This is a genomic window from Kribbella sp. NPDC051620, from assembly GCF_044453825.1.
In the GTDB taxonomy this organism is placed as follows: Bacteria; Actinomycetota; Actinomycetes; order Propionibacteriales; family Kribbellaceae; genus Kribbella.
In genome coordinates this window covers 12,325-36,408 of record NZ_JBITDB010000003.1, presented here as the reverse complement: position 1 = coordinate 36,408, position 24,084 = coordinate 12,325, and the positions used below count along the sequence as shown (strand labels likewise).

Below are 24,084 nucleotides of genomic sequence, written 5' to 3'. Positions count from 1 at the left end.
AGGTGTCCTATGCGCATCTTCGATCCGCACATCCACATGACCTCGCGGACGACCGACGACTACGCCGCGATGGCGGCCCACGGAGTGCAGGCACTGGTGGAGCCTGCGTTCTGGCTGGGGCAGCCGCGGACCAGCGTCGGCTCGTTCGTCGACTACTTCGACGCGCTGATCGGCTGGGAGCCGTTCCGCGCCTCGCAGTACGGGATCAAGCATCACTGCACGATCGCCCTCAACCCCAAGGAGGCGAACGACCCGCGCTGCCGCGAAGTACTCGAGGTACTGCCCCGGTACCTGGCCAAGGACGGCGTCGTCGCGGTCGGCGAGGTCGGCTACGACTCGATGACCCCGGAAGAGGACGAGGTCTTCAGCCATCAACTCCAGCTGGCAAAGCAGTTCGAGCTCCCGGTACTCGTCCACACCCCGCATCGCGACAAAGCGGCCGGTACCACCCGCACGCTCGACGTCGTCAAGGAATCCGGACTCGCGCCGGAGTGGGTCGTCGTCGACCACCTCAACGAGGTGACCGTCAAGGAGGTCGCCGACTCGGGCTGCTGGATGGGCTTCTCCATCTACCCCGACACCAAGATGGACCCCGATCGCATGGTCGTGATCCTGCAGCAGTTCGGCACCGAGCGGATCCTGGTCAACTCGGCCGCCGACTGGGGCAAATCCGATCCGCTGCGCACCTACGCGACCGGTCAGGCGATGCTCGCCGCCGGCTTCACCGAGGACGACGTCGACCAGGTGCTCTGGCGCAACCCGGTCGCCTTCTACGGCCAGTCCCAACGGCTCGAACTGGGCGAGGTACAGGCTGCGGACTCCTTCGAGGGCAACTCGATCCTGCGAGGAGCCAGACCATGAGATTCCGGCACCCCGACGGCTCGATCGTCCACCTCGCGTACTGCACCAACGTCCACCCCGCCGAGGACCTCGAAGGCGTCATCGCCCAGCTCGACGGCTGCTCCGCGCTGGTCCGCAAGGAGCTCGACGTCCCCGTCCTCGGCGTCGGTCTCTGGCTCGCCAACACTCTCGCCGACCGCCTCGCCAAGTCGTCCGTCGCGCTCAACCGCCTCCGCCAGGCGCTCGACCGCAACAACCTCGAGGTCGTCACGCTCAACGGTTTCCCGTACGCCGGGTTCCACGACCGCGTCGTCGGCAAGAAGGTCTACTCGCCGGACTGGACCGAGCCCGCGCGACTTCAGTACACGCTCGACCTGGTCGACGTACTCGCCGAACTGCTGCCGGCGGACGCGTCGTACGGATCGATCTCGACCCTTCCGCTGGCTTGGCGTACGCCGTGGGACCGGACCCGCGACGCGGCCGCCCGCGACGCCTTCAACCGCCTGGAACTCCGGCTCGCCAGAACCGAGGAGACCACCGGCCGCCGCATCCGCGTCGCGATCGAACCCGAACCCGGCTGCATCCTCGAAATGGTCCCGCAAGCCGCCGACTGGCTCACCCCGTACGCCGCTCAGTCGCTGATCGGTCTCTGCCTCGACACCTGCCATCTCGCGGTGCAGTTCGAGCAACCGGCCGAAGCATTCAGCACGTTGCGGCGGGCCGGCGTCGAAGTCGTCAAGAGCCAGGTCTCGGCCGCTCTGCATGTCCCGCATCCGGAGGATCCGGCAGCTCGGGAGCTGCTCAACGAGTTCGCCGAACCGAAATTCCTGCACCAGACCCGTGAGTACGGCGGTCCCGGCATCGACGACCTCGACATGATCGACCAACTGTCCGGCCACGCGTCCTGGCGAGTGCACTTCCACGTACCCGTGCATGCCGCGCCGCGCCCTCCGCTGACCAGTACGACGGACGTACTCGAGGAGAGCCTGCAACACCTCGTCGGCGGACCTCATCCGCTGACCCATCATCTGGAGTCCGAGACCTACACCTGGTCCGTACTTCCCAGCGCCCCCAAGTCCCCGCAAGAACTCGCCGAAGGCATCGCCGGAGAGCTCGGTTGGCTCCGCGACCGCCTGATCGGCCTCGGCCTGGAGGAAATCAAGTGAGCAAGCAAGTCGTCGTGATCGATGTCGTCGGGCTGACCCCACGGCTGTTGCGCAGGATGCCGAGACTGCGGCAGCTGCCGCTCAACCGGGAGCTCGGGACGGTACTGCCCGCCGTCACCTGCTCGGCCCAGGCCACCTTCCTGACCGGGGAGTTGCCGACCGAACACGGTGTCGTCGGCAACGGCTGGTACTTCCGTGATCTCGGTGAGGTCTTCCTCTGGCGCCAGCACAACCGGCTCGTCCAAGGGGAGAAGCTATGGGATGTCGCCCGGCGCGAGAACCCGCAGTACAAGGTGGCCAACGTCTGTTGGTGGTACGCGATGGGCGCGGAGACGGATCTGCTTGTCACGCCGCGGCCGATCTACTACGCGGACGGGCGGAAGGCGCCGGACTGCTACACGCGGCCGGTCGAGTTGCATGATCGGTTGACCGGCAAGCTGGGTGCTTTTCCGCTCTTCCACTACTGGGGGCCGACGGCATCGATCAAGTCGAGCAAGTGGATCGTGGCCGCGTCGCGACAGATCCTTGCCGAGGACAACCCCGATCTGTTGCTCACGTACATCCCGCATCTCGACTACGACCTGCAGCGGTACGGCGCTTCGTCGGTCGAGGCGACTCGGGCGGCGATCGAGCTCGACGCGGTGCTCGCGCCGCTGCTCGACGATGCGGAGGCGAAGGGTGCGACGGTGATCGTGCTGTCGGAGTACGGGATCACCGATGTCTCGCGGCCGGTGGACATCAACCGGTTGCTGCGGAGTGAGGGGCTGCTGGAGGTGTACACCCAGGACGGGATGGAGTATCTCGACCCGTGGGCGTCTCGGGCCTTCGCGGTGGCGGATCATCAGTTGGCGCATGTGTATGTGAAAGATCCGGCCGACGTCGACGCTGTCAGCAAACTCCTCACCGGGCGGGCCGGGGTCGCCGAAGTACTCGATGCCGAGGGCAAACGTGCGCAAGGCCTGGACCATGAGCGGTCCGGTGAGCTGGTCGCGATCGCCGAGCCGGACTCCTGGTTCACCTACTACTACTGGCTGGACGACGCCCGAGCCCCCGACTTCGCCAAGGGCGTCGAGATCCACCGCAAACCCGGCTACGATCCGGCCGAGCTCTTCTTCGACCCCTCCGACCGCTTCGTCAAACCCCGCGCCGCCTCCTATCTCCTCCGCAAGAAGGTCGGCCTCCGCTACGCGATGCAGGTCGTCCCGCTGGACCCGTCGATCGTCAAGGGCTCCCACGGCCGCCTGCCCTCCAACCCCGAGGACGGCCCGGTCTTCCTCAGCACCGACGCTGAGCTGGCTCCAGAAGGAAAGGTGGAGGCAACTACAGTACGAGACTTGCTGCTCAAGGCGGCAGGTCTAGGAGGCGCCGGAACCTGATGAAAGGACGTCGCGCGGTACTGATCGCGACGCTCGGAGTGCTGGGCGCCCTGGTGCAGCCGGGCGCGGCCGTGGCGGCGGGTAGTGGGGACATCACCGCCGAGATCATCGCCGGGCGGAACGTCACGCTGTCCGGCGATGCCGTCGTGAGGGTGCCTGCCGGGACCACGACGTACGACGGCGTGATCACCGGCGAGGGCACGCTCCGGATCAGTGGACGCGGCACCCTGATCCTCAGCAGGGACAGCGACTTCACGGTGCCGAAGGCCAAGCAACGGCAGGCCGTCGAGATCCTGGGCGGGAACCATCCGTACGTCGTGGTCAAGCACCCCGATCCGCCGGCGGTCATCGTCGACCGGGGTGCCACGCTCCAGTACGGGACGGGCGGCAACACCGGCCTGATCGGGAGGTTTCCGTACAACACCCCGGGTTACCAGCTCAATCAGGACAACATCGAGGTCAACGGCACCCTGCGGCTGTCCCTCGTCCGGACCTTCAATCTCGGCACCATCAGCGGCTCCGGGCTGGTCAGTCAGCCACGCTTCCTGTGGGGCACGCTCGATCTCGCCGGGACCCACCCGTTCTCCGGCGTGATCGACAACGGGACCGGGATGGCCGCGGGCAAGCCCGAGTTCGCCGTGGCGCTGCCCAATGCCCGGGCCGTCGTCAACCAGGGCACCTGGACGATCGACACCCCGCTGAACCAAACCATCACCCTGCGGCAGAACTTCTACCAGCGTGAGTACGGCAGTGACATCAACGTCCAGTCGCGCCCGGGCAGCAAGGTCGTACTCACCGGGCAGTACAGCTATTCCGACCGGGGTGGCGACACCTTCCCGTCGCTCAGCGATCCCGCCATCAACTGGCGCAAGATCGCGCACGACCTCAACAAACGGGGCACCAACATCAAAGGCGCCGACGTCCAGTGGGGTGACGGCTCCACGCACCAGATCTTCATGCCAGGCACTGCGAAAACCGTCTACATCAACCTGCTGGCGGCCCGGTCCCGTTCCAAGCTCTCCTTCGCCTACAACGGCCCGGTGACACTGGGCGCCCCGATCGGCGGCGGCGTCTTCCACGACACGCTCAAGGCGCCGGGTGCCGGCGACATCGTCATCAAGTCGGTGCGGGGTAATGACGTGACGTTCGCGGCAGACCAGTACTACGACGGCTCCACGACGATCGAGATGGGCGCGGTCCTCCGGCTCGGCAGCGGGCGACCGGGCGGTGACGGCAGCCTGCTGACGAAGGCCGCGCTGTTCAAGGTCGTCAACTTCGGTTCGCTGATCGTGCAGAACACGAGGAAGACGACCTCGCTCTCGAAGATCAGTGGAAGCGGATCGTTGACCCAGGCCGGCGCAGCCACCACCCGCCTCACCGGAGCTGTCACCTATACGGGGAAGACGACGATCTCGCAGGGCGTCCTTGCCCTTACCGGCGGCAGTCTGAAGTCCAGTACTGCCGTGGCGCTCACCAAGGCAGGCGCCAAGCTCGACCTGACCAGCGCGGGGAACCAGACGCTGCGCAACCTCACGATGCTCGGCGGTACGACGGTCCTGGCCGGCAGCGACTCGACTGTCACCCTGGCGCAGGCATCCACGCTCGCCGGCACCTTCAAGGGGGGCAAGCTGCTCAACACCGGCGTACTGCGTGGGTCGTTCTCGGTGAACGGGGACTTCGCGCAAACCCGGAGCGGCCGGTTGACGACCCGCGCGGACGGCAAGCCGCTGAACGTCACCGGCACGGTGTCACTCGCGGGGGCGCTCGCCGCGGATCCAGGGGCCGAGCCGGACCGTTCCGCCCAGGAGATCACCATCATCGACAACGCGGGTTCTGACCAGGTCGCCGGTACCTTCACGGGTCTCGACGAAGGCGCCGAGGTGCCGGTCCGCGGCACGAAGTACGCCATCACCTACCAGGGCGGCGACGGCAACGACGTCAGCCTGAAACCGGTGAAGGTGAACGCCGCCGTAGCAGCGCCGAACCAGCCAGCGACAGAAAACACGCCGCAGGCAACCACTTCGCCGGCCGGCAACTCGGCTGTCCTGCGGACAGCGAGCCTTGTCGCCGCAGCCGCGGCGGTCCTCGTACTGGGCCTGCTCCTCTTCCGTCGACGCCGCCGGACAGCCAAGCCTTCAGGCTGATTCGCGGAGGATCAGTTCTGTCGGGAGGATGACTGAGTCGGCTGAGCCGTTGGTGAGTAGGTCGAGCAGGAGGCGTACTGTGCGCGCCGCCTGCTCGCCCATCGGGCTGCGGACTGTGGTTAGTGGGGGAGCGGTGTAGAGGGCTGCTTCGATGTCGTCGAAGCCGACTACTGCTACGTCGTCGGGGACTCGGCGGCCGGCTTCGCGGAGGGTGCGCAGGGCGCCGATCGCCATCAGGTCGTTGGCGGCGAAGACCGCATCTAGGTGCGGGTCGTCTTGCAGGAGTTGGCGCATCGCGTCGGCGCCGGAGATGCGGGTGAAGTCGCCGAGGGCAACGATCGAGCGGCGGTCGGTGTGCTGGAGGGATTGGCGGTAGGCGTTCAGGCGCTCTTGGGCGGCTTGCATGTCGAGTGGGCCGGAGATGGTGGCGATTCGCTGGCGGCCTTGGTCGAGCAGGTGCTGGACGGCCTTGGTCGCGCCGCCGACGTTGTCGTTGTCGACGTATGGCATCAGACCCGGCGTCGCGAGTCGTCCGTGCGAGACGATCGGCAGACCGGTGCGAGCCAGTACTGCGGGCAGCGGGTCCGACCCGTCCATCGACACGAGCATCGCGCCGTCCACATGACCCGCTGCCAGGTACTGCTCAACCCGCAACCGGCTCTCGGCCGACCCGGCGAGCACCAGCGACACCTGCTTGCCGGCCGCCTCCAGCGCTCGCGACGCGGCCCGGACGACCATCGCGAACATCGGGTCGTCCGACACCAGCCCGGCCGGCGGATCGGAGACGATGATCGCGATCGTGTTGGTCTTCTGGGTGACCAGATTGCGCGCCGCGCCGTTCGGCACATAGCCGAGCTCGGTCACCGCGGCCATCACGATCTGCCGGATCTCCGGCGCGACCGTGGGCTCGCCGTTGATCACCCGGGAGACGCTCGACTTCGACACGCCCGCCCGCGCCGCGACGGCATGCAGCGTCGGTCGTCGCACGCGATACCCCCTCAGGTCTGGGGGAGCGCTCCCCACGACTGAGCATCCCGGCGGTTCCGGAACCTTGTCAAGCCGTCGCCCGGGGTTACGTCAAGGTTGCGCCCAGGTCACCGCGAGGTCTTGACACCGTTCCCTCAGCACGGTTTTCTCAGACTCAGGGAACGTTCCCCGGGACGTTCCTGATCGCGCAGCTCATCGTCCCGCCCCAGGAGATGCCCATGCCGTCCCTTTCCCCGCCCCTGCCCAGAACCAGAGTCAGAGCGCGCCTCAAGGTCGCCGCGCTGATCGCCATCGCGACCAGCTTCGTCCTGGCGCTGATCGTCAGCCCACCCGCCGGCGCCGCCGACACCCTGCTGTCCCAAGGCAAGACCGCCACCGCGTCCTCCACCGAGAACACCGTCTTCACGGCCGCGTCCGCGGTCGACGGCGACGCAGGGACCCGCTGGTCGAGCGCTCACGGCGTCGACCCGCAGTGGATCCAGGTCGACCTCGGCCAGACCGCCACCGTCAACCAGGTCGTCCTCAACTGGGAGACCGCGGCCGCGAAGGCCTTCCAGCTCCAGGTCTCCGCCGACGGCACCAACTGGAACAACATCTACACGACCACCACGAGCACCGGCGGCAATCAGACGCTGACGGTCTCCGGTTCCGGCCGGTACGTCCGGATGCTCGGCACCCAGCGCACCACCCAGTGGGGTTACTCGCTGTGGGAGTTCAAGGTCTTCGGTACCACCTCAGGCACCGGCCCCGGCCCGGGCAGCAAGCTGCTCTCGTACGGGAAGACCGGCGCTGCCTCGTCGCAGCAGAGCGACGGCAACTGCTGGGAGTGCACCCCGGCTCGCGCGTTCGACCTCGACCCGGCCAGCCGGTGGGCCACCACGACCGACAGCGGCTGGGTCGACCCGGGCTGGATCTCGGTAGACCTCGGCGCGACCGCCCAGATCGACAAGGTGATCCTGCAATGGGATCCCGCGTCGGCGAAGTCGTACCAGATCCAGGTCTCCAACGACAACGTCAACTGGAGCCCGATCTACACCACCACGAACGGCCCGGGCTTCAAGGAGACGCTCAACATCACCGGCACCGGCCGGTACGTCCGGATGTACGGCACGCAACGCAATACTCCGTACGGGTACTCGCTGTGGGAGTTCCAGGTCTACGGCACCGGTGGTGCGCCGACCACCCCGCCCACCCCGCCGGCCGACCCGGCGAACCCGCCGCAGTTGGTGTGGTCCGACGAGTTCAACGGCGCTTCCGGTACCAAGCCTGACATCAACAAGTGGCGCGCTGACCCGGGCAACGGCCAGAACGGCGAGCTGCAGGTCTACACCAACCACAACAACACGCAGATGGACGGCGCCGGGCACCTGGTGCTGGAGGCTCGTCGCGAGGTCACCCCGGGCTCGGCCTGCCCGATCGACCCGGTTACCGGTAGCGGCACCTGCCAGTACACGTCCGCCCGGATGAACACCGGCACCAAGTTCGACACGACGTACGGCAAGATCGAGGCGCGGATCCAGGTGCCGAAGGGCAACGGGCTGTGGCCCGCGTTCTGGATGATGGGCTCGGACTTCCTGACCGGCCGGCCGTGGCCCTACAACGGCGAGATCGACATCATGGAGATCCTCGGCCGGGAGACCACCAAGGCGTACTCGACGCTGCACGCCCCGGCCTACAACGGCGCCGGCGGATACGGCGGGTCGTACGGGCTGCCGGGTGGGGCCGACTTCTCGGCCGGCTTCCACACCTGGACGATGCTCTGGAACAGCACCAGCATCACCTACCAGGTCGATGGCACCACGGTGTTCGTCGTCGACAAGGCCCAGCTCGAAGCGACCCGGGGGCCGTGGATCTTCGACCACCCGTTCTACCTGATCCTCAACCTGGCCGTCGGCGGCGACTTCCCCGGCCCGCCCAACGCACAGACGCCGTTCCCGGCCCGCATGCTCGTCGACTACGTGCGGGTGTACAAGTGAAGCGCGCGAAGTCGGGCACGCTGTTCGTCGGCCTGCTGGCGTTGTTCGGCGCCTACCTGGTGAGTGCCGGACAGCCTGCGCAGGCAGCCGAAACGCTCTTGTCCCAAGGGCGTCCCACGCTGGCTTCCTCGGTGGAGAGCGCGGCCTTCCCGGCCGCCGCCGCTGTCGATGGTGACAACGGCACGCGGTGGGCCAGCAGCTTCGCCGACAACCAGTGGCTCCAGGTCGATCTGGGTTCGTCCCAGGTCGTCAATCGTGTCCTGCTGCGCTGGGAAGCGGCGTACGCCAAGGGCTTCCAGCTGCAGACCTCCGACAACGGCACCAGCTGGACCACCATCCAGACCACCACGAACGGCACCGGCGGCGAGCAGAGTTTGGTTGTCAACGGCAACGGCCGGTACGTACGGGTGCTGGTCACCCAGCGGGCGACCCAGTGGGGTGCCTCGTTGTTCGAGTTCCAGGTGTACGGCGGGACGGCGAGTGGCCCGATCGTCCGGGTGGCCGAGTTCCTCGCGGACTGCCCGTACACGCACCGGCTGCCCGACGACCCGATCGTGTTCCCGAACATGCCAGGCGCCTCGCACATGCACAGCTTTTTCGGTGCGACCGTGACGAACGCCAGCACCACGGTGAACGACCTGGTCAACTCGCCGACCTCGTGCAACCCGGCCGAGGACAAGTCGTCGTACTGGGTGCCCACGCTGTACGTGAACAACCAGCCGGTCGAGCCGACCGGGACGACGTTCTACTACCTCGGTGAAGGCGTCCGGGACGACGTCATCGCGCGGACCCAGCCACTGCCGTTCGGGCTGCGGATCGTGGCCGGCAACGCGAAGGCGACCGGGCCGAACGACAACACCATCTCCCGCTGGTCCTGCCTGCACGCCGGTGACGCCGGTTCGGGGCACGACTTCATCAACTGTCCGGCCGGCACGATGCTGGAGTCCTACCTGGACTTCCCGCAGTGCTGGAACGGGCGCGACCTCGACTCACCCGACCACAAGAGCCACATGGCCTACCCGGTCAACGGCGAGTGCCCGGCCAGCCACCCGGTGCCGGTGCCGAAGCTCCGCCAGGTACTGCGGTACCCGGTGAACGGTCCGACGGCCGGCTTCCGGCTCGCGTCGGGCGGCGGCTTCACCATGCACGGTGACTTCTTCAACGCTTGGCCGGTGGCCGAGATGGAGCGCCGCGTCAACGACTGCATCCGCCCGATCATCAAGTGCGGGGCCAACGGGCACCCGTAACCCCCTGACGGCCGGGCGGGTCCCCGTCCCAGGACCCGCCCGGCCGCTGTTCGTAGTACCGGGATCTCTGCTTTGCTGGTGGGGAGCTCTCCACCGCCCCCGTTTTTCGAGGAGTTCACCTCATGAAGGCTGTCGCTTGTGCTGTCTTGCTCGTCGCCCTGACCGGCTGTGGTTCGTCAGCCGCCAGTACGCCGGCCGCGCCGCCGCCGCAGACGCCGACCGTCAGCAAGTTCGCGGTCAACCCGTCGTTCAACGCGACCGACCTGGCCTGGATCGAGCTGATGATCCCGATGGACGACCAGCTGATCCGGGTCCTCGGGATGGCGCAGAAGCAGGCGACCGACCCGGCGGTACGGACGTTCGCGACCCAGGTGAGCGCCGGGCACAAGGCCGAGGTCGCCAAGTTCGTCGCCTTGCGCACCCGGGCGAACTGGCCGGCGAAGAATCCGCACGAGGGCCATGACATGCCGGGCATGATGACCGAGCCCGAGATCGTCACCCTGGGCAAGACCAAGGGCGCCGCCTTCGACCAGCTCTTCGAGAAGAACCTCAAGGAGCACCTGGACCAGTCGATCGTGCTGGCCCGCAGCATCACCACAGACGGCAAGGACGCCGAGACCAAGAAGCTGGCCGCCGCGATCATGACCAGCCGCGCCGCCCAGCTGAAGCAGCTTGCGGCGCTCTGACTAAGGTACCGAGGTGAAGATCGTCGACGCCTCAGTCATCGTCACCAGCCCGGGCCGCAACTTCGTCACGTTGCGGATCACCACCGACGACGGCCTCACCGGTCTGGGGGATGCCACCCTCAACGGCCGCGAGGTCGCGGTGGTCGGCTACCTGCGGGACCATGTCGCGCCGCTGCTCATCGGGCTCGATCCGCACAAGATCGAGGACACCTGGCAGTCGCTGTACCGAGGCGCGTACTGGCGGCGTGGGCCGGTCACGATGGCCGCGATCGCGGCAGTCGACGTCGCGTTGTGGGACATCAAGGCGAAGGTCGCGAATCTGCCGCTGTACCAGCTTCTCGGTGGCGCGAGTCGCGATCGGGTACGGACGTACGGGCATGCCAGCGGGCGTGACGTACCGGAGCTGTTCGACTCGGTTCGGGTGCGGCTGGAGCAGGGGTACAAGTCGATCCGGATCCAGACCGGAATCCCTGGCCTGCAACGGGTCTACGGGGTTGGCGGAGAGCCGGACGTTACGCCGGACGGACGGGTGCGACCGCTCGTCGAGGACTGGGACACGGCTGCCTATCTGCGGCACATGCCGTCGGTGTTCGAGGCTGTGCGCAACGAGTTCGGTGCGGAGCTGCCGTTGCTGCACGACGCGCATCACCGGCTCACGCCGCAGCAGGCTGCTCGATTCGGCAAGGACCTGGAGCCGTACGACCTGTTCTGGCTCGAGGACTGCACGCCGGCCGAGAACCAGGAAGGGCTGCGGCTGGTCCGCAGCCACACCACCACGCCGCTGGCCATCGGCGAGGTCTTCAACACCATCCACGATTTCCGGACGCTGGTGAACGAGCAGCTGATCGACTACGTCCGCGCCGCGGTCACGCACTTCGGTGGGGTCTCGCCGATCAAGAAGCTCTTCGACTTCGCCGCCCAGCAGCAGATCAAGAGCGCCATCCACGGGCCTGAGGACATCTCCCCGGTCGGGATGGCCGCCGCGATCCACCTCGACCTGGCGATCCACAACTTCGGCATCCAGGAGTACGCCGGGTACACACCCGCCACCGAGGAGGTGTTCCGTCACGCCTACACCTTCACCGACGGCCACCTCCACCCCGGCGAGGCGCCGGGCCTGGGCGTCGAGCTCGACGACGACCTGGCCGCCGCCCACCCGTACGCCCCGGCCTACCTCCCGGTGAACCGCCTGGCCGACGGAACAGTTCACGACTGGTGATCAGGCCCTGACGAGATCGGTGTAGTCGGGGAGGGCCAGCGATCCGAGTGCCTTGCCGATGCCGTTCTGAGCCCAGATCCGGCGCTGCACCCAGGTCGGCAGGTGCGGAAGTACTGCGAAGCCCAGCGGTACTGCCCGCATCGCCAGCCGGCTGCCGGGGATGATCGTCCTCATCACCTTCGGCCCGAGCGCCCGGCTCCCGTCGACGGACTGCCGGATCATGCGCTCGTAGTTGCGCAAGCCCGACGGCAGGTCGCCGCGCGCCGCGGCCAGCTCACCCGCGAGCACGTACGCCGTGATGACGGCGAGGCTGGTACCACCGCCGACCGCCGGTCCTGGGCAGTAGCCGGCGTCGCCAACCAGCCCGATCCGGCCCTTCTGCCAGGTGTCGAGGGTGATCTGCGCGATCGAGTCGAAGTAGAAGTCGTCGGCTGCGTCCAGATGCTTCAGCATCCGGGGTACTTCCCAGCCGTATCCACGGAACTCGTCGGCGAGCAGCCGCTTCTGCTGCTCCTTATCGCGGTGGTCGTAGCGCAGTTCAGCGTCTCGGCGGAACATGAAGGCGGCCCGGGCCTGGCCGGTCTGGTGCACTCCGTAGAGACCGACGAGCCGGTCGACCTTGAGGTGCGTGAGCATCCGGTTGCCCAGCTGGAGCTCGTCGGGCATCGAGTAGACAGCGAGATAGCCGCCGAGTGGGCGCTGCATCGACTCCTCGGGCCCGAACGCGAGCCGCCGGACAGTGGAGTGCATCCCGTCCGCACCGATGACGAGGTCGAACCGGCGCGGATCCCCGTGGTCGAAGGTCACGTCGACGCCGGTGCCGTCGTCGGCCAGAGTCGCGATGGAGTCGCCGAAGATGTACTCGACGCGGTCGCGGGTGGCGTCGTACAGGAGCCTGGTGAGCTCGCCCCGGAGGATCTCGACGTGCCGGTCGGAGATGCCCGCGTTGAGCCGGTCGAGATCGATCGTGATCGGGCGCTTGCCGTCGCGGTACAGCGTCAGCTCCTCGGTCCGGGTGCGGGCCTCCCGGACGGCGTCACCGAGACCCATCCGCCCGGCCACCTCGACGGCGTTGCTGAACAGGTCGACCGCATGCCCGCCGAGCCCGTGCCGCAGTTCCGGCGTCCGCTCGACCACCGTCGGCTCGAACCCGTACCGCTCCAGCCAGTAGGCAAGCACCGGCCCCGCCACACTCGCACCTGAGATCAGTACCTTCTTCTTCACGGTCGCCTCCTCCCGAGGATTGGTTACTTAACAGAAGGTAGGCGCCCTACTACCACTTCGCCTGCGGCCCTAGCTGTTGGCGATGCGGGAGACGGCGAAGAGGAGGATGACGAGGACGGAGAAGATGCGCATGCCGCGGGCGCCGGTGGTGACCACTGGCCAGGAGAGGAAGCCGAGCCAGGCGAGCAGCAGGGCCAACAGGATCAGGGCGGGGATGCCGACGGCGATCGGGGCGAAGACGCCGATCAGGGCCAGTACCAGGGTGATGCCCGGCAGGGTGAGCTTCGGCATGGCGTGCAGCCGGGCCACGATCGGGTAGCTGGCCTTGGTGATCCGTGCCCGGAGCGGGCTGACCGGCTGACTGCTGGGTGTGCTGCTCATCCGGCCATTGTTCCAGGTCGCCAGAGCAGGGCCGTTCGAGCAGGGCCGTTCGAGTAGGGCCAGCGGATGGTGACGCGGCGTGACGCCGTACGCTGTCGCGGGTGTTCGTGGTGATCAGGTTCCGGGTCGAGCAGGCCGCACAGCCGGAGTTCATAGAGCGGCTCGAGACCGCCGTCGAGGTGCTCTCGCGGCAGAAGGGTTTCGTCGCGGCCAGGACCGGGCGGAACGCCGATGAGCCGGAGCTGCTCGCGCTCAGCATGGAGTGGGTGAACATCGGCAGCTACCGCCGCGCGCTCTCGCCGTACGAGGTGAAGCTGGCGGCCGTACCGCTGCTGTCGCAGGCAATCGACGAGCCCACCGCGTACGACGATCTCGGGGAATTCGCACCGCACCGCTGACCCGATAGCCTTGACCTTTGCCGTACCACCAATCTGGAGTCGAAAAGTGCCCGTGGATACCGTCGATGCCGTCGTCAGCCTCAGTAAGCGGAGAGGCTTCGTGTACCCGTGCGGCGAGATCTACGGCGGTACCAAGTCGGCGTGGGACTACGGCCCGCTCGGCGTCGAGCTGAAGAACAACGTCCGGACCCAGTGGTGGCGCTCGATGGTGACGAGTCGCGACGACATCGTCGGGCTGGACTCCTCGGTGATCCTGCCGACCCGGGTCTGGGAGGCGTCCGGCCACCTGCAGGAGTTCGTCGACCCGCTGACCGAGTGCCAGTCCTGCCACAAGCGGTTCCGTGACGACCACCTGCGCGAGGACTTCGCCCGGCGGAAGAACAAGGACGCCGACGACCTCAAACTCGACGAGATCGCCTGCCCGAACTGCGGCAACAAGGGCACCTTCACCGAGCCGCGGATGTTCAACGGCCTGCTGAAGACGTACCTCGGCCCGGTCGAGTCCGAGGAAGGCCTGCACTACCTGCGGCCGGAGACGGCGCAGGGCATCTTCATCAACTTCGCCAACGTGATGGGCACGGCCCGCAAGAAGCCGCCGTTCGGCATCGCCCAGGTCGGCAAGAGCTTCCGCAACGAGATCACCCCGGGCAACTTCATCTTCCGGACCCGCGAGTTCGAGCAGATGGAGATGGAGTTCTTCGTCGCGCCCGGCTCGGACGAGGAGTGGCACGAGTACTGGCTGAAGGCGCGCTGGGACTGGTACACCGGTCTCGGGCTGAACCCGGACAACATGCGGCTGTACGAGCACCCGAAGGAGAAGTTGAGCCACTACTCGAAGCGCACCGTCGACATCGAGTACAAGTTCCACTTCGGCGGCAAGGAGTTCGACGAGCTCGAGGGCATCGCGAACCGGACCGACTTCGACCTGTCGACGCACTCCAAGCACTCCGGCGTCGACCTGTCCTACTTCGACCAGGAGAAGGGCGAGCGCTGGACGCCGTACGTGATCGAGCCGGCCGCCGGGCTGACCCGCAACGTGCTCGCGTTCCTGCTCGACGCCTACACCGAGGACGAGGCGCCGAACGCCAAGGGCGGCGTCGACAAGCGGACGGTACTGCGCTTCGACCCGCGACTCGCCCCGGTCAAGGCGGCCGTGCTGCCGCTGTCCCGCAACGCCGACCTGTCCCCGAAGGCCAAGGATCTGGCCGGCGAGCTGCGGAAGAACTGGAACGTCGACTTCGACGACGCCGGCGCGATCGGCCGCCGCTACCGCCGCCAGGACGAGATCGGTACGCCGTACTGCATCACCGTCGACTTCGACACGCTCGAGGACCAGGCGGTGACGATCCGCGAGCGCGACTCGATGAAGCAGGAGCGGGTCGCCCTGACCGAGGTGACCGGCTACCTGGCGCAGCGTCTGGTGGGCTGCTGACGATGCCTGCTCTGTCGCTGCGGGGGATCATGACGCCCAGCCGGACCAAGTTCGGCGTGGCCGTCTTCGGGCTGAGCGCGCTGCTGGTCTTCCTGGTGGCAGGCTGCTCGGACAGCTCGCCGGATGCCGGTGGCACTCCCTCTACGACTGGTTCTTCGGGGCCGAGCGCGCCCGCGTCGAGCATTCCGACCGCCTCGACGCCGACGCTCAAGCCGCTGCCGGTGCCGTCGAAGCCGTGGCCGACGCCGTCGGTCAAGGGCGAGCCCGCTTCGGATGCTCCGCTGGCGCGACGGATCCGCTTCGCGATCTCGAAGCAGGCGCAGATCACGGCTGGCCGCGCCGCGACGACGACGGTGAACTGCCCGGGGATCGACAAGGCCGAGACGGCCGGCAAGCACACGCTGACCTGCACGGTGACGTACGCGGGCAAGTCGTACACGGGTGAGCTGACGGTCGACGCGAAGCAGTACTCGGCGACGTACAAGTTCACCTCCGACTCGGTCGCGATCGTTCGTGCCAAGGTTGTCGACGCTGTTCTGCGGACGGTGCCGGGTGCGGCCAAGGTGACTTGCACGATGGATGACGTCGCTGTCGTCAAGCACACGGCCGACGGTATCGCTTGTGACGTGACGACGACGGCGAACGCGGTACAGCCGTACAAGGCGCAGATCTCTGGCAACGGCCAGGTGCTGGTGGTGAAGGCCTGACATGTTGAAGCTCGGTGACCTGACGATCGACACTCCGGTGGTGCTCGCGCCGATGGCCGGCATCACCAACGCGGCGTACCGGCGGTTGTGTGCCGAGCAGGGCGCCGGGCTGTACGTGTGCGAGATGATCACGTCGCGCGGGATCGTCGAGGGCGACCAGAAGAGTCTGGACATGCTCACCTTCGACGAGCGCGAGACGGTCCGCTCGGTGCAGTTGTACGGCGTCGATCCGGTGTACGTCGGGCGCGCGGTGGAGCTGCTGTGTTCGGAGTACGGGGTGGCGCACGTCGACCTCAACTTCGGCTGCCCGGTGCCAAAGGTGACGCGCAAGGGTGGCGGCGCGGCCCTTCCCTGGAAGCGGAATCTGCTCGGGGCGATCCTCGAGGCGGCGGTGCGCGCGGCGACGCCGTACGGGATCCCCGTCACGATGAAGACCCGGATCGGCATCGACAGCGCTCATCAGACCTACCTCGACGCGGGCAAGATCGCCGAGGAGTCAGGCGCGGCCGCGATCGGGCTGCACGGACGTACCGCTGCGCAGGCGTACTCCGGCCAGGCCGACTGGACGAAGATCGCCGAACTCGTCGAGCACGTGAACATCCCGGTACTCGGCAACGGCGACATCTGGGAGGCGTCCGACGCGCTCCGGATGGTCGCCGAGACCGGTTGCGCCGGTGTCATCGTCGGGCGCGGATGCCTCGGCCGGCCCTGGCTCTTCCGCGATCTCGCGGTCGCCTTCGATGGCGGCGAGGCGCTCAACCTCCCGACCCTCGGCGAGGTCGCCACCGTCATGCGCCGCCACGGCGAACTCCTGGCCGGGCTGATGGGCGAACAACGCGGTCTGCGCGACTTCCGCAAACACGTCCCGTGGTACCTCAAAGGCTTCCCCGCGGGCGGCGAGCTCCGAGCAGCCCTGGGCATGGTCGACTCCCTGGCCCGCCTGGACGAACTGCTAGCCCAGCTCGACCCGACCGCACCCTTCCCAGTACAGGAGTTGGGCTCGCCCCGCGGCCGCCAAGGCAGCCCCCGCGACCACATCGTCCTCCCACACGGCTGGCTGGACGACACCGACGGCCTCAACACCGACATGGCCGACGCGGAAATCGGCGTCTCAGGCGGCTAACCAGACCGCCCCACCCCGACTCGCTCGTCGTGCCGGAGTCTTGAGCCCGCCCGAACCGCGTCGCGGGCTGGCGCTTGAGTATCCGACCCGCGCCGGGGGTGGTAGAGCCAGCGTGCTGAGTGGCGGCCCAGGGGACTGTGCCGGTGTCTTTGAGGGCTAGACAGATTGCCCACCCCGACTCGCTCGTCGTGCCAGAGTCTTGAGCCCACCCGAACCACTTTGTTGGTGACGTGGGTGGGTAGGTGGACTATGTGGGCGTTGGGTGAGTGTTTGGGCCCGCCCGTGCTCGCTTGTCGAGCTGGGGTTTGAGCTCGCCCGGACCACGCCGTCGGCTGGTGCTTGCGGATCCGACCCGCGCCCGGGGTGGTACAGCCGGCGTGCCGGGTGGCGGTGTGCCGCGTCTGGGCGAAAAGCGATTGAAGCGGCAACCTTTCTGATCTGCGTGGCAACTAGGGGTGTACCGACGAGGGCGAGCCGTGGTCAGCGGCGTACGCCCTCTGTGCCAACACCGATCGGAGCATTACGTGTCACCAGACGACCCGAGATCCGCCGCGCAGCCGATGTCTTGGGCTCGCACGCCCTGCCGTGGCCGGATGGTCCGGCCATTTGTCGTGGGGGCGGTGGTGATGCTTGCCGCCTCGGCCGGTGTCGGCACCTTGGCGCCCAGCGCGGGCGCCGCGACGACTGTCGGCATCAGTGTGGATGCCGGTACCTCCTTGGGTACGGTGCCCAGCAGTGGGACCGGCCTCAACACGGGCTTCGGTGACGACCACATGGGGACTGCCAAGGTGTCATCGCTGATGAAGGCCGCGGGAGTTCGGCAGCTGCGCTATCCGGGCGGCTCCGGCGCGGACGAATACCACTGGAAGACCCACAGCTCCGGCGACGGCACCGGCTGGATCCCTTCCAACACCGACTTCGACCACTTCATGGCCACCGCGAAGAGGGTCGGCGCCCAGCCGATCATCACCGCGAACTACGGCTCCGGTACCCCGCAGGAGGCCGCCGACTGGGTCAAGTACGCCAACGTCGACAAAGGTTTCGGCGTGAAGTACTGGGAGATCGGCAACGAGGTCTACGGCAACGGGCACTACGGCGACGGCAAGGGCTGGGAAACCGACACGCACGCCGACAAGAGCCCGACGGCGTACGCGAACAACCTGATCGCCTACGCGAAGGCGATGAAGGCCGTGGACCCGAAGGTGAAGATCGGAGCGGTGCTCACCACCCCTGGCGGCTGGCCGGATAAGGAGAAGGCCCCGGGTGACAGCGCCGACTGGAACCACACGGTGCTCTCCATCGCGGCGAAGTCGATCGACTTCGTCATCGTCCACTGGTATCCGGGCGGCACCACCACGGCCGACCTGCTGAACACCCCCTCCCGGATCGCCGGTGTCAGGTCCGAGCTGCGCTCGCTGATCTCCACCTACGCGGGCTCGCGCGCCGCTTCGGTGGAGATCGCGGTCACCGAGACCGACGCCGTCGGCTCGCCCGCCTTGACCAGCCAGGCCGCCGCCCTGTTTGCGCCGGACACCTACATGACCTGGTTCGAGCAGGGCGCCACCCACGTGGACTGGTGGAACCTGCACAACGGCTCGGGCGAAGCGCCCACCACCGTCAACGGCGAGACCGACTACCGGGACGGGGGTGTGCTGTCGGCCGGAACCTGCGCCGGGGGGAAGTGTGAACCGCCGCGCGATACGCCGTTCCCCACCTACTGGGGCATCCGCTCGCTGACCGCACTGGCGAAGCCTGGCGACACCATGGTCAAGTCGTCCTCGGGCAACTCGTCGGTTGCCGTGCACGCGGTGCGGAGCAGCACCGGCGGTCTGAACGTCATGCTGATCAACAAGAGCCCGCGGACCGCAGTACCGGTGTCGCTCTCGTACCGCGGATTCACGCCGGCAGCAGGGGCGGTCACGACCGTTTCGTATGTCAAGGGAGGCGCCGCCCTGACGACGGCGAAGCGGGGCACGGCGGTCGCACAGACGTTGCCGCCGTACTCGATCACGACTCTTCAACTGAAGCCCGCGTCGGCGACCGTTGGCGCTGACAAGCCGACGCCCGCCCCCACACCGACTGCCGGTACGCCGAGCGCCGCCACGCCGACCACCGGTACGCCGACCGCCCCCACGCCGACCGCCGCCACACCGGTCGTCTCCGCCTCCGACACGCCTGGCACCCGTGCGCAGGCGAACGTCGGCGCACCCGCCGGCCGGCCGGCCCCGAGCAGCACCTCCGGCGCCCTGGCTTCCACCGGGGCGAGCAACGCTGTCACGTACGGCGCCCTCGGTGGCCTGCTGCTCATCGCTACCGGCGGCGTGCTGGTATATCGCGGACGTCGCCGCAGGGCTTTGCACGCGAAGTGACACCTCGCCATCTCCGGCCGCCAACCTGTCCGTGGTTCGCCAAAACGGTGCGTAGGTGTGACCGGTTGCGGTCTGTGTGGGGTTGGTGACTGCGTGAAGAGGCCTACGTGGTCAAGGGTTCTCATGCTCGCGTAGGGCGCGTGGGAGGTGGTAAGACGGCGAGATGCACTTGCCTTCAGCACCTTTTCTCTCGGCGGTCGCGGAGCCGCTCTACCGGGCGGCGGTCGTGGGTGGCAGGACGAGCCTGGAGGCATTGGCTGAGCGTGCCGGTGTCGACCAGGCCGTCGCCGCGGACGAGGTGAGGGTGCTGGCTGCCATTGGGTTGCTCGAGGTGACCGACGGCGGGATCGAGGCAGTCGCGCCGCGGATTCCGCTGGAGCAGGTGGCGGCTGAGCATGCGAGGGCTGCTGACGCGACTCGTCAGATCGCCTCGGTTTTTGCCGGCATCTGGAGCGAAGCCGGTGACCGCTCGAGTTTCGTGGAGGTCATCACGGATGAGGCGCGGTGCGCGGCGGTCGAGGTCAAGCTGATGGACGACACCGCCTCGACCGTCGACGGTTTGTGCATCGGACCCGTCTCGCCGCGGAAGGTCCAGAGCGGGATGGAGATCCCGCGGCCCGGCGTGGCGGTCGGATTCCTGGCGGCGATGGAACGCGGTGTGCGAGCCCGCGGGCTGTACGGCGTATCGGTGCTCGAGGACTTCGAAGGACTCGCCGCGGTTCATCAGTGCATCGCGGTCGGCGAGCAGGCGCGCGTCTTCGCCCAGGTACCGCTCAACCTGATGCTGTACGACGACAAGCGCGCGCTGTTGTCGGTACCGGGCCAGAAAGGGGCGCGACGGTCACTCATCATCGTCCACGAATCCGGCCTGCTCGACTCCTTGGCCGGCCTCTTCGAGGTCTTCTGGCAGATGGGCGTGCCGCTGTCGGCGGAGTCTCAGGTGGTCGACGCGTTGGATGGTCCGGGTTCGGGTGAGCAGCAACTGTTGTCCTACCTGGCAGCCGGCCTCACCGATGAGGCGATCGCTCGCGACCTGGGGGTGAGCGCTCGTACGGTCGGCCGGCGGATCGCTCGTCTCGAAGAGGTGCTCGGCGCCCACAGCCGGTTCCAGCTGGCCATCCAAGCGAGCCGGCGGAACTGGATCTGAGCCGGCGCAGCAACACCTCCCCGAGCCCGAAGCGCTCGAGGAGGTGCCACTGGTCACACGCGCAGGTTCGCGATCACTCCGCCACGGACGCCGTGAACGCGCCGGATCCGGAGTCGGCCTTCACCACGAGGCGGAAGCTGCCCGCCGTGTTGTTGTAGGTGAACGACTCGTCCGGATTCGGGCTGATGCCCTGGGCAACCGTCACCCAGGAGAATCCGGACAGCTTCTGCAGGTACACATCGAAGTCGCTGCCGGTCGGCCCGTCGAGGCAGACCTTGAGCTGGCCCGCGTCGCTGTCGCTGAAGGCGGGGAACGTCTTGCTGCCGCCTGCAGTGAGGCTGCCGCTGTAGGTGAGCGCGCCGGTGCACGTCCCGCCACCGGCGCCGGAGACGACCCACGAGAACGACACGCTGGCAGTCTTGCCCGCGGCGTCGGTGACCTTCGCCGTCACCGTGGAGGTGGCCGCGGCGGTCGGCGTACCGGAGACCAGGCCCGTCGAGGCGTTGACCGTGAGGCCCGCGGGCAGACCCGTCACCGACCACGAGTACGGCGTGGTGCCGCCCGTCGCTGCGAGCTGCAACGTGTCAGCGGTCCCCGCCGTGCTCGTCTGGGCGCCGGGGTTGGTGACCGTCGGGGAGCCGGGGTCCGGGGTGCCCGTGCCACACGTCTCGGTCGTCGCCGCGACGGCGATCGCTGTGAACGCCTTCTCGACCGCTTGGCACTCAGCCGAGCCCTGGCCGTAGAGGTCCTTGGCGGACTTGATCGCGCCGGTCCGGGCGTTGGAGTACTTGCTCGACGACGTGAGGTAGGTCGCCAGCGTGCGGTACCAGATCTTCTCGGCCTTCGCGTGACCGATGCCGGTCACGGCCGCGGCGCCGGAACAGGTCGGGGAGTTGTAGCTGATCCCGTTGACCGTCCTGGCGCCCGATCCCTCGGAGAGCATGAAGTACCAGTGGTTGAGCGGGCCCGACGAGTAGTGCGGATTGAGGGAGCCGAGCGTCGAGGACCAGCAGTCCTTCGACAGTCCGTCCTTGCTCGGCTTGTCCATGTAGCGCAGCGGCGCGCCGTTGCCGTTGATGTCGATCTCTTCACCGATGAAGTAGTCCGGTACGTCGTTGGGGTTGTTCACGTAGAACTCGATCGCCGTGCCGAAGATGTCGGAGTTCGCCTCGTTGAGCCCGCCGGCCTCACCGCTGTACACGAGCCCTGCGGTGTTCTCGGTGACCCCATGGCTCATCTCGTGCCCGGCGACGTCCAACTCGGTGAGCGGAGCGGCGTTGTTCGCACCGTCGCCGTACGACATCTGCGTGCCGTCCCAGAACGCGTTCGACATCGCGTTGGCGAAGTGAACGCGTGAGCGTGCCCCGCGGCCGTCGTTCCAGATCCCGTTCCGGCCGAGCTGGGTCTTGTAGTACTCGAACGTCTTCTGCGCGCCGTAGAGCGCATCGACGGCGGCGGACGCGCGGTCGGAGTTCGCCCCGGTGCCCCACTTGTCGTCGGCGTCGGTGAAGATGTCACCGTCGGGGCCCTCACCCGTGTTGGGGTCGCCCTGGTTGTGTACGTCGGTTGCCGTGTGGCCCAGCGAGTCCCTCATCTCGAAACCGCCGCCCGACTTGGCGCTGGTGTTGATGCTGACGTTGCCGACGAAGATGCCGTCGCCGGTACCGGTCTTGATCTCGTCGTCGGTCAGCAGCACGGCGCCCGTGGCTGCGTCGACGTACGTGTGCAGGCGGGTCGGAACCTGGTTGGCGCGAAGGCCGGTGGTCAGTACGTCGTACGCCAGCTTGGGCCCCTGGTCGGTCACCAGGACGACCAGTTCGTTGCCAGCGGTCTTCTCGTCCTTGGTGGCCTGTGCCGTGGCCAGTCCCTTGGCCTGTGCGGCGGCCTTGGAGATCTTGGGGGTCCGCGACGCGGGCGCGACATTCTTGCGACCGAGGTTGTACGTGACCTCTTCGATGGCGCCCTTCGCGTCCTTGTGGGTGACCAGGTCACCACCGATGACGCTCAGTCCGTCGAGCGTGCGCTGGTAGCGCACGTGCTTGCTCCCGTCCGCATCCTCGATGACGGCTTTGACGGTCAGTTTCTCGCCCGATGCCAGGCCCAGCGCGGAGGCGCTCGCCGGGGCGTGCGCCTGCTCGTCGGCAGTCAAGGAGGCCGGCTCGTGGGCGACGGCGCCAGGAGGGGTCTGGTCGGCGTGGGCGGCGAAGAAAGGCGTCATCACCAGCCCGGTGGCGAGGAGACCGCTGACGGCGGTCAGCCTGGTCTTTTTTCGATTCACAACTGCTCCTTGGGGGCGGGGCCGACGATCGGCCGACCTGTGCTGCGCCGACCGCGTCCGAGGCGTACCGGACGCGGTGGCGTTTGGGTGCTCCGAGTTTGAGCAAGCCCCAGCACCAGCGGAAGGCGTTCTTGCTGGCGGAGATCGGCACCGCCGATTTAGGACATCACCGGACCGCGACCGCATCGTTGCCGAAAGCACCAAGACCGCAGTGGAAAGCTGCGCCGGGCGGCCCAGGCGGGGTGCTGCGGCCGGCGTGATTGGGGGCAGCCGGGGTCGCGTACGTTGCCCGGCAGGCGCCGATCGCTTGGCGGGCGTTCGATCAGCGGTGGGCTGAGCTCCTTGCGATCGGCCCAGCCGGCCGGACGGTGGTGTCCTGCTGTTCCAGCCACTTGGAGATTACTTGGTTTGCCTCTGCGGGCATTTCCTCCTGGATCCAGTGCCCGCAGTCCAGGCCGACCACTTCCACGTTGGGCACGAACTCTGTCAGGTTTTCGGACCTCGGGATCGCCCAGTCCCGGTCGCCGTAGATCATCAGGGCGGGCTGTCGGACGATCGGGTCCACGTCCGCCAGCAAGTGCCAGTTGCGGTCGAGGTTCCGGTACCAGTTGATGCTGCCCGTGAATCCCGATGACTCGAACGCGGAGACGTAGACGGCCAGTTCGCTGTCGCTCATGACGGGCTCGCCAATTGGTGTTTTCGCTCTGGCGAGATTGATCATCGCCATGCCAGGTTCAGGCGGCGCGGGGGGCACGTTCTTTCGGTAGAGGTTGCGGAGGAACTGGAATGCGTTCTCGTCGAACACGGCGTCCGCAACACCCGGCTGTCGATTGAAGTGGACGAAGTAGAAGTCGGGGCCGAGGAATTCTTCCATGACCTCGATCCACGGCCTATCTCCGCGCACCTGGTAGGGCAGGCTGAGGCTGATCACCTTGTTCACCCGGTCGGGATGCAACAGGACCAGTCCCCAGACGACGAAGGCACCCCAGTCATGACCGACGAAGGTGGCGTCTTCGTAGCCATAGTGGTCGAGGAGCGCGACGAGGTCACCGGACAGGTGCTCGATGTCGTAGTCCGTCACTTCGGTCGGGCGGGATGACTTGCCATAGCCCCGCTGGTTCGGTGCGATGACGTGGTAGCCGGCCGCGGCGAGCGTGGGCATCAGGTGACGCCACGAGAAGGCGTGCTCCGGCCAGCCGTGGCAGAGCACGATGGGCTTTCCCTCGTTTTCTCGACCTGCTTCGAAGACTTCGAGTTCCACCCCGTTGACCGGAATGATGGTGGGACTGGGAACCTCATACTTCTGCATAACCGCACGCTAGAGGCCTTATAGGACAGCTGCTGACCTACTCGAACACACTTCGCGGTGGGGGCTGTGGGCCGA

At 67.5% G+C, this 24,084-nt stretch carries 19 protein-coding genes; 14 read left to right on the top strand and 5 right to left on the bottom strand.

Annotation, left to right across the window (positions count from 1 at the left end; translation table 11 throughout):
• The first annotated feature begins 9 nt into the window (after window positions 1–9).
• From ACIA12_RS13215 to ACIA12_RS13200, 4 genes are read left to right on the top strand one after another with little or no spacing between them, the layout of a single operon-like run.
• On the top strand, window positions 10–861 hold the full coding sequence (locus ACIA12_RS13215; RefSeq protein WP_396367195.1) for a TatD family hydrolase: 852 nt from the start codon (window positions 10–12) through the stop codon (window positions 859–861).
• Window positions 858–2,006 (top strand): metabolite traffic protein EboE, encoded by a 1,149-nt coding sequence (gene eboE / locus ACIA12_RS13210; protein ID WP_396367194.1) that lies wholly within the window; start codon window positions 858–860, stop codon window positions 2,004–2,006. The genes ACIA12_RS13215 and eboE overlap by 4 nt, the downstream gene beginning before the upstream one ends.
• Window positions 2,003–3,382, top strand: coding sequence for an alkaline phosphatase family protein (locus ACIA12_RS13205; protein WP_396367193.1), 1,380 nt, complete (start codon window positions 2,003–2,005; stop codon window positions 3,380–3,382). The genes eboE and ACIA12_RS13205 overlap by 4 nt, the downstream gene beginning before the upstream one ends.
• Window positions 3,382–5,526 carry an autotransporter-associated beta strand repeat-containing protein gene (locus ACIA12_RS13200; protein ID WP_396367192.1) on the top strand — a complete coding sequence of 715 codons (2,145 nt, stop codon included), beginning with the start codon at window positions 3,382–3,384 and terminating at the stop codon, window positions 5,524–5,526. The genes ACIA12_RS13205 and ACIA12_RS13200 overlap by 1 nt, the downstream gene beginning before the upstream one ends.
• Here ACIA12_RS13200 and ACIA12_RS13195 read toward each other — a convergent pair.
• Window positions 5,518–6,513, bottom strand: a complete 996-nt coding sequence (locus tag ACIA12_RS13195) for a LacI family DNA-binding transcriptional regulator (RefSeq protein ID WP_396367191.1) — start codon at window positions 6,511–6,513, stop codon at window positions 5,518–5,520. The two genes, ACIA12_RS13200 and ACIA12_RS13195, sit on opposite strands and share 9 nt — an antisense overlap.
• Window positions 6,514–6,731: 218 nt before the next feature.
• On the opposite strand from ACIA12_RS13195, the gene ACIA12_RS13190 reads away from it, so the two are divergent.
• The 4 genes from ACIA12_RS13190 (at window position 6,732) to manD (ending at window position 11,641) form a co-directional block, all read left to right on the top strand.
• Window positions 6,732–8,489: a discoidin domain-containing protein gene (locus ACIA12_RS13190; protein ID WP_396367190.1), complete on the top strand. Its 1,758-nt coding sequence runs from the start codon at window positions 6,732–6,734 to the stop codon at window positions 8,487–8,489.
• Window positions 8,486–9,736, top strand: coding sequence for a DUF1996 domain-containing protein (locus tag ACIA12_RS13185; protein WP_396367189.1), 1,251 nt, complete (start codon window positions 8,486–8,488; stop codon window positions 9,734–9,736). The genes ACIA12_RS13190 and ACIA12_RS13185 overlap by 4 nt, the downstream gene beginning before the upstream one ends.
• 122 nt (window positions 9,737–9,858) lie before the next feature.
• Window positions 9,859–10,422, top strand: a complete 564-nt coding sequence (locus ACIA12_RS13180) for a DUF305 domain-containing protein (RefSeq protein WP_396367188.1) — start codon at window positions 9,859–9,861, stop codon at window positions 10,420–10,422.
• Window positions 10,423–10,435: 13 nt separating this feature from the next.
• Entirely contained in the window at window positions 10,436–11,641 is a 1,206-nt protein-coding gene (gene manD / locus ACIA12_RS13175) for a D-mannonate dehydratase ManD (RefSeq protein ID WP_396367187.1), read from the top strand.
• Here the strand turns inward: manD and ACIA12_RS13170 are convergent, their stop codons facing one another.
• Both ACIA12_RS13170 and ACIA12_RS13165 read right to left on the bottom strand, forming a co-directional pair.
• Window positions 11,642–12,865 (bottom strand): FAD-dependent monooxygenase, encoded by a 1,224-nt coding sequence (locus ACIA12_RS13170; protein WP_396367186.1) that lies wholly within the window; start codon window positions 12,863–12,865, stop codon window positions 11,642–11,644.
• 69 nt (window positions 12,866–12,934) lie between these two features.
• Window positions 12,935–13,246, bottom strand: a complete 312-nt coding sequence (locus tag ACIA12_RS13165) for a DUF6703 family protein (protein WP_396367185.1) — start codon at window positions 13,244–13,246, stop codon at window positions 12,935–12,937.
• 101 nt (window positions 13,247–13,347) lie between these two features.
• Between ACIA12_RS13165 and ACIA12_RS13160 the strand changes: the two genes are divergently transcribed.
• From ACIA12_RS13160 to ACIA12_RS13135, 6 genes are all read left to right on the top strand, one after another.
• Window positions 13,348–13,644, top strand: a complete 297-nt coding sequence (locus ACIA12_RS13160) for an antibiotic biosynthesis monooxygenase family protein (protein ID WP_396367184.1) — start codon at window positions 13,348–13,350, stop codon at window positions 13,642–13,644.
• Window positions 13,645–13,690: 46 nt separating this feature from the next.
• The gene (locus tag ACIA12_RS13155) at window positions 13,691–15,076 is read left to right on the top strand and encodes a glycine--tRNA ligase (protein ID WP_396367183.1); all 1,386 of its coding nucleotides are present in this window, start codon (window positions 13,691–13,693) and stop codon (window positions 15,074–15,076) included.
• Window positions 15,077–15,078: 2 nt separating this feature from the next.
• On the top strand, window positions 15,079–15,783 hold the full coding sequence (locus tag ACIA12_RS13150) for a hypothetical protein (protein ID WP_396367182.1): 705 nt from the start codon (window positions 15,079–15,081) through the stop codon (window positions 15,781–15,783).
• A gap of 1 nt (window position 15,784) precedes the next feature.
• Entirely contained in the window at window positions 15,785–16,906 is a 1,122-nt protein-coding gene (gene dusB / locus ACIA12_RS13145) for a tRNA dihydrouridine synthase DusB (RefSeq protein ID WP_396367181.1), read from the top strand.
• A 593-nt stretch (window positions 16,907–17,499) separates the two neighbouring features.
• Window positions 17,500–19,275 carry an LPXTG cell wall anchor domain-containing protein gene (locus ACIA12_RS13140; RefSeq protein ID WP_396367180.1) on the top strand — a complete coding sequence of 592 codons (1,776 nt, stop codon included), beginning with the start codon at window positions 17,500–17,502 and terminating at the stop codon, window positions 19,273–19,275.
• Between the two features lie 163 nt (window positions 19,276–19,438).
• Window positions 19,439–20,422, top strand: a complete 984-nt coding sequence (locus ACIA12_RS13135; protein WP_396367179.1) for a LuxR C-terminal-related transcriptional regulator — start codon at window positions 19,439–19,441, stop codon at window positions 20,420–20,422.
• 73 nt (window positions 20,423–20,495) lie between these two features.
• Here ACIA12_RS13135 and ACIA12_RS13130 read toward each other — a convergent pair whose 3' ends face one another.
• Together ACIA12_RS13130 and ACIA12_RS13125 are read right to left on the bottom strand one after the other, a co-directional pair.
• Entirely contained in the window at window positions 20,496–22,700 is a 2,205-nt protein-coding gene (locus tag ACIA12_RS13130) for a M4 family metallopeptidase (RefSeq protein WP_396367178.1), read from the bottom strand.
• Between the two features lie 322 nt (window positions 22,701–23,022).
• The gene (locus ACIA12_RS13125; protein WP_396367177.1) at window positions 23,023–24,009 is read right to left on the bottom strand and encodes an alpha/beta fold hydrolase; all 987 of its coding nucleotides are present in this window, start codon (window positions 24,007–24,009) and stop codon (window positions 23,023–23,025) included.
• Window positions 24,010–24,084: the final 75 nt, after the last annotated feature.

What these genes read in the sequence shown, in the direction of transcription:
- ACIA12_RS13125 (WP_396367177.1), bottom strand. Translation starts at nt 24,009, where the DNA reads ATGCAGAAGTATGAGGTTCCCAGTCCCACCATCATTCCGGTCAACGGG.
- eboE (WP_396367194.1), top strand. Translation starts at nt 858, where the DNA reads ATGAGATTCCGGCACCCCGACGGCTCGATCGTCCACCTCGCGTACTGC.
- ACIA12_RS13140 (WP_396367180.1), top strand. Translation starts at nt 17,500, where the DNA reads ATGGTCCGGCCATTTGTCGTGGGGGCGGTGGTGATGCTTGCCGCCTCG.
- dusB (WP_396367181.1), top strand. Translation starts at nt 15,785, where the DNA reads ATGTTGAAGCTCGGTGACCTGACGATCGACACTCCGGTGGTGCTCGCG.
- ACIA12_RS13215 (WP_396367195.1), top strand. Translation starts at nt 10, where the DNA reads ATGCGCATCTTCGATCCGCACATCCACATGACCTCGCGGACGACCGAC.
- ACIA12_RS13135 (WP_396367179.1), top strand. Translation starts at nt 19,439, where the DNA reads ATGCACTTGCCTTCAGCACCTTTTCTCTCGGCGGTCGCGGAGCCGCTC.
- ACIA12_RS13180 (WP_396367188.1), top strand. Translation starts at nt 9,859, where the DNA reads ATGAAGGCTGTCGCTTGTGCTGTCTTGCTCGTCGCCCTGACCGGCTGT.
- ACIA12_RS13200 (WP_396367192.1), top strand. Translation starts at nt 3,382, where the DNA reads ATGAAAGGACGTCGCGCGGTACTGATCGCGACGCTCGGAGTGCTGGGC.
- ACIA12_RS13165 (WP_396367185.1), bottom strand. Translation starts at nt 13,246, where the DNA reads ATGAGCAGCACACCCAGCAGTCAGCCGGTCAGCCCGCTCCGGGCACGG.
- ACIA12_RS13190 (WP_396367190.1), top strand. Translation starts at nt 6,732, where the DNA reads ATGCCGTCCCTTTCCCCGCCCCTGCCCAGAACCAGAGTCAGAGCGCGC.
- ACIA12_RS13150 (WP_396367182.1), top strand. Translation starts at nt 15,079, where the DNA reads ATGCCTGCTCTGTCGCTGCGGGGGATCATGACGCCCAGCCGGACCAAG.